Here is a 5,377-nt window from a genome sequence, read left to right as displayed (position 1 = left end):
CGACGGCCGGTGGCGCCACGGCGGCCGGCGCGACGGCCGGCGGTGCGACGACGGCGACCCTCGCGCCCCCGACGGGCGGCGTCCCGACGTACGACGGGTCGCGCACCCGGAGCTACGTGGCCCTCGTGCTCCTGCTCGAGGCGTTCATGGTGGCGATCTTCGCCGCGCGCGACGTGTTCCTCTTCTACGTCCTCTTCGAGGCCATGCTCATCCCGGTCTACTTCATGATCGGCATGTTCGGCGGCCTCCAGCGGCGCTACGCCGCGGTGAAGTTCCTCCTCTTCTCCCTCGCCGGTGGCCTGGTGATGCTGGTCGGTGTCATCGCGCTGTACCTCCAGGCGGGCACCGGGTCGTTCCTCGTGGACGACCTGATCGGCGCCGAGATGTCGACCACGACCGAGCGGCTGATCTTCCTGTCGTTCTTCCTGGCCTTCGCGATCAAGGCGCCGATGTGGCCGGTCCACACGTGGCTCCCGGACGCGGCCGAGCAGGCACCGGCCGGCACGTCGGCCCTCCTCGTCGGCGTGCTCGACAAGGTCGGCACGTTCGGCATGCTCACGCTGTGCCTGCCGCTGTTCCCGGAGGCGTCCCGCTGGGCCGCCCCGGTCATCATCGTCCTGGCCGTGATCTCGGTGCTCTACGGCGCCCTGCTCGCGATCGGCCAGCAGGACCTCATGCGCCTCATCGCGTACACGTCGGTGAGCCACTTCGGCTTCATCGTGCTCGGCATCTTCGCGTTCACGTCGGTGAGCATCCAGGGCTCCTCCTTCTACATGGTCAACCACGGTCTCTCGACGGGCGCGCTCTTCCTCCTCGCCGGCTTCCTCGTCGCGCGGCGCGGCTCGCAGCGGATCGCGGACTTCGGCGGGCTGCAGAAGGTCGTCCCGGTGCTCGCCGGCACCTTCCTCGTCGCGGGGCTCTCCGCCCTGTCGCTGCCCGGCCTGTCGACCTTCGTCAGCGAGTTCCTCGTGCTCGTCGGCACGTTCACGGCCCACCCGGCCGCGGCGATCGTCGCGACGCTCGGGGTGGTGCTGGCGGCGCTGTACGTGCTGCTCACCTACCAGCGCGTCTTCACCGGCCCGGTGCGGTCGGAGCTGGCCGCCACGCCGGACCTCTCCGCCCGCGAGAAGTGGGTCGTGGGCCCGCTGCTCGCGATCATGCTCGTCCTGGGCTTCTACCCCGCCCCGGCGCTGGACCTCGTGCGCGACCCGGCCGAGACCTCGCTGCAGCAGGTGGGCGCCGAGGATCCCGTACCGACGGCCAGTACCTCCACCACGACCGACGGGAGCGACCAGTGAACGCGGCCTTCGAGGCTCCCGAGGTGGCCTGGGCACCCATGGTGCCCATCCTCCTCGTGCTCGGAGCGGGGGTGATCGGGATCCTGGTCGAGGCCTTCGCGCCCCGGACGGCCCGCCGCCCGGTCCAGCTGGGGCTCGCGCTCGTCGCGATCGCCGGGGCGCTGGTGTCGATCGCCGCCCTGTGGACGGACGTCCGTGTCGACGGCGGGATCGAGGTGCTCGGCGGGTCGCTGCTCGTCGACGGCCCGACGCTCGCCCTGCAGGGCATCGTCGTCCTGGTCGGTCTCGTGGCGCTCCTGGTGCTGGCCGACCGGACGGACGCGGGGGAGGACGCCTTCGCGCCGTCGGCCGCCGCCGTGCCGGGCTCGGACTACGAGGAGCTCGCCCGGCGCAAGGGCCTGGCGCAGACCGAGGCGTTCCCGCTCGTGCTCTTCGCGCTCGGCGGCATGATGATCTTCCCGGCCGCCGGTGACCTCCTCACGCTGTTCATCGCGCTGGAGGTCCTCTCCCTGCCGCTGTACCTCCTGTCCGGCATGGCGCGGCGTCGCCGGCTGCTGAGCCAGGAGGCGGGGATGAAGTACTTCCTCCTCGGCGCGTTCGCCTCGGCGTTCTTCCTCTTCGGTGCGGCCCTCGTCTACGGGTACGCCGGCTCGGTCCGCCTGGCCGACATCGCCGTCGCCGCGGCCACGCCGAGCTCCCTGGACCCGCTGCTGCTCACCGGCGCCGTGCTCCTGCTCGTCGGACTCCTCTTCAAGGTGGGCGCCGTGCCGTTCCACTCGTGGACGCCGGACGTCTACCAGGGCGCCCCGACGGCGGTCACCGGCTTCATGGCCGCCTGCACGAAGATCGCCGCGTTCGGTGCGATGCTGCGGATCGTCTACGTCGTGCTGCCGCCGCTCGAGTGGGACCTCATGCCGCTCCTGTGGGGCGTCGCGGTCATCACGATGATCGTCGGCACGGTGGTCGCCATCGTCCAGACCGACGTCAAGCGGATGCTCGCGTACTCCTCGATCGCGCACGCCGGGTTCGTCCTGGTCGGCGTGGTCGCGCTGACGCAGAGCGGCATCTCCTCGGTGCTCTTCTACCTCCTCGCCTACGGCCTGGCGACGGTCGGCGCGTTCGCGGTCGTCTCGCTGGTCCGCGAGGTCAACACGGCCCAGGGCGGCGCGGTGGTCGCCGAGGCGACGCACGTGTCGCAGTGGTCCGGCCTGGGCCGCCGGCACCCGCTGCTGGCCGGCGCGTTCGCGCTGTTCCTGCTCTCCTTCGCGGGCATCCCCCTGACGGGCGGGTTCACCGGGAAGTTCGCGGTGTTCTCCGCGGCGGTGGAGGGCGACCTCGCGTGGCTCGCCGTCGTCGGCGTGGTGGCGTCCGCGGCCGCCGTGTTCTTCTACGTCCGGCTCATCGTCCTGATGTTCTTCACCGAGCCGGAGGGCACCCCCGGCGCGGCCACGACGGTGGTGCGGTCCGAGGGCTTCACGGCCGTCGCGATCGGCCTGGGCGTCGTGGGCACGGTCGTCCTCGGCGTCCTGCCGTCGCCCGCCCTGGAGATGTTCGCCGACGCCGCGGTCTTCCTGCCGTGACGGGTGCCGCCCTGCCCCTGGCCGACCCGGCGCTCGCCGAGCTCCTGACGGGTCGGCTGGAGCTGGTCGAGGAGCGGCTCCGGGACGCCGTGACGCAGTCGGACGTGCTCGCGGACACGACGTCGCGGCACCTCATCGCCGCGGGCGGCAAGCGGCTGCGGCCGCTCCTGACCCTCCTCGCCGCGCAGCTCGGCGAGGGGCAGCGGCCCGAGGTGCTCGACGCCGCCGTCGTCGTGGAGCTGACGCACCTCGCGACGCTCTACCACGACGACGTCATGGACTCCGCGCCCCTGCGCCGCGGTGCCCCGGCGGCCCACGAGGTCTGGGGCAACCAGGTCGCGATCCTCACCGGCGACCTGCTGTTCGCCCGGGCGTCCGGCATCGTCGCGGGCCTCGGCCCGGAGGCGGTCCGCATCCAGGCCGCGACCTTCGAGCGGCTCTGCCTCGGCCAGCTGCACGAGACCGTGGGCCCGGCGCCCGGCACGGATGCCGTGGCGCACTACATCCGGGTGCTGGCGGACAAGACGGCCTCCCTCATCGCCACGAGCGCGCGGTTCGGCGCCATGTTCGCGGGCTGCCCCGCCGACGTCGTCGCGACGCTCGTCGAGTACGGGGAGAAGGTCGGCGTCGCGTTCCAGCTCGCGGACGACGTCATCGACCTGGCCTCGGACGGTGCGAGCACGGGCAAGACGCCGGGCACCGACCTGCGCGAGGGCGTCCCGACGATGCCCGTGCTGCTCCTGCGGGCCCGTGTCGCGGCGGCCGACCCGGACGACACCGGGGCCGACGCGGTGCGCGACCGTGAGCTGCTGGCCCGGCTCGACGGCGACCTGACCTCCGACGAGGCGCTCGCGACGGCGGTCGAGGGCCTGCGGGCCCACCCGGTCCTGGCGGAGACGCGCGAGCGCGCCCAGCTGTGGGCGGGCGAGGCGATCACGGCCCTCGACGGGCTACCCTCCGGAGCCGTCAAGGACTCGCTGGTCTCCTTCGCCGAGGCGCTGGTCGACCGGGCCTCCTGAGCAGGAGGTGTCCGGCCGTTCGGGTGAACCTGCGCGGCCGAACGGGTGAGGGCGGACGTCTCATGACGGGGGCCCGGCGCGCCGATGAACAGGGGGCGGCCGCAGAGCGCGGCCAGCAGGACGGGGGAGCGGTGCGCACGTCGTGGGGTTCCGCGACCGACCGTGGTCGGGTGCGTGCTCTGAACGAGGACGCCCTGCTCGCCTACCCGCCGGTCTTCCTCGTCGCGGACGGCATGGGCGGTCACGAGGCCGGCGACGTCGCCAGCCGCCTGGCCGTCGAGCAGTTCTCCCAGCTCCTGGGCCGGGGGACCGCGACCGCCGAGGACGTCCACGCATGCTTCGAGCGCACCGCCGAGCGGCTGACGGAGGCGATCGGCGCCGACCAGGTGGCCGGGACGACGGTGGCCGGCGTCGTGGTCGCCGAGCTCGACGGCGGTGCCTACTGGCTCGTGTTCAACATCGGCGACTCGCGGGTGTACCGCCTCGCCGCCGGTGAGCTGGAGCAGATCAGCGTCGACCACTCCGTGGTCCAGGACCTCCTCGACGCGGGCGACCTGAGCCCGGAGGAGGCCGCGGTGCACCCGGAGCGGCACGTCATCACGCGCGCCGTCGGCGGCGGTCTCGCCCCCGAGCCCGACTACTGGCTCCTGCCCGTCGGCCCCACGGACCGGCTCCTCATCTGCTCGGACGGCCTGACCAGCGAGCTGGACGACGCGGAGCTCCGCGCGATCCTCCTCGCGCACGAGGACCCGCAGGACGCGGCGCAGGAGCTGGTGCGCGCGGCCCTCGGCGCGGGCGGCAAGGACAACGTCAGCGCCGTGGTGGTCGACGTCGCCCGCGCCCAGCGGACCGCCGACATGGAGCGCACGGCGGACCTCGAGCACCTCCGCCCGCCGACCCCGGGCGCGCCCCCCGCACGGAGCTGGGACGAGGCCGCCGACGGCGACACCGTCCCCCGCACGACCGCACCCCAGCAGGCCCGCACCCCGGAGGTCCTCCCATGATCGTTCCGCGCTACGGCCCGGGTGCGTGGCTCGCCGTCGTCACGGACGGCCACATCTGCCTGCTGCCGCCCGACGTCGACGTGGACACCGTCACCGCGCTGTGGGCGGCGGTCCGCGAGGGCGCCGGCCTGACGGCCCAGCTCCAGCTCCTCCTCGCCGGGGGGCTCGACGCCCTGCCGCCCTTCGCCCTGGTCGCCCTGGGGCGCGACCGCGTCCACGTGGTCGTGCGCGGCGACGTGGAGGTGCAGGTCGACGGGCCGGAGCCGCGCACCGTCCGGGGGCGGCGCGTCGCCACGTGGCAGGAGGACGCGGTGGAGGGCGCCTCGGGCGTCGTCGTGCGCGTCCTCGACGGGGGTGCGACGGCGGAGGCCAGGCTCCCGGTCCTGTCGGGCGTGGTGCACGCCGACGTCGTCGCGGTGGACCTGCGCGTCGCACCCGACCGCGGTCGCGGTCCGGCGGGCGCGGCGGCGGAGCCG

The 5,377-nt window shown here is 73.9% G+C and carries 4 protein-coding genes and 1 pseudogene; all 5 read left to right on the top strand.

What is annotated here, in order from left to right; translation table 11 throughout:
- Positions 1-1,298: NADH-quinone oxidoreductase subunit M (locus tag N866_RS16060; protein ID WP_081802734.1), on the top strand; the 1,298-nt coding region annotated here is incomplete at its 5' end.
- A gap of 38 nt (positions 1,299-1,336) precedes the next feature.
- Complete coding sequence (gene nuoN, locus N866_RS16055; protein ID WP_081802735.1) at positions 1,337-2,878, top strand: NADH-quinone oxidoreductase subunit NuoN; 1,542 nt, start codon at positions 1,337-1,339, stop codon at positions 2,876-2,878.
- Positions 2,875-3,897: a polyprenyl synthetase family protein gene (locus N866_RS16050; protein WP_034228225.1), complete on the top strand. Its 1,023-nt coding sequence runs from the start codon at positions 2,875-2,877 to the stop codon at positions 3,895-3,897. The genes nuoN and N866_RS16050 overlap by 4 nt, the downstream gene beginning before the upstream one ends.
- 170 nt (positions 3,898-4,067) lie before the next feature.
- On the top strand, positions 4,068-4,901 hold the full coding sequence (locus N866_RS16045) for a PP2C family protein-serine/threonine phosphatase (RefSeq protein ID WP_245612627.1): 834 nt from the start codon (positions 4,068-4,070) through the stop codon (positions 4,899-4,901).
- Positions 4,898-5,377: pseudogene (locus N866_RS16040) on the top strand (FHA domain-containing protein); the annotation flags it as partial. The gene N866_RS16045 and the pseudogene N866_RS16040, both read left to right, overlap by 4 nt.

Source organism: Actinotalea ferrariae CF5-4, assembly GCF_000603945.1.
GTDB classification, from domain to species: Bacteria; Actinomycetota; Actinomycetes; order Actinomycetales; family Cellulomonadaceae; genus Actinotalea; species Actinotalea ferrariae.
The sequence above is the reverse complement of the archived record's forward strand: the minus strand, read 5'-3'. Positions and strand labels throughout refer to the sequence as shown.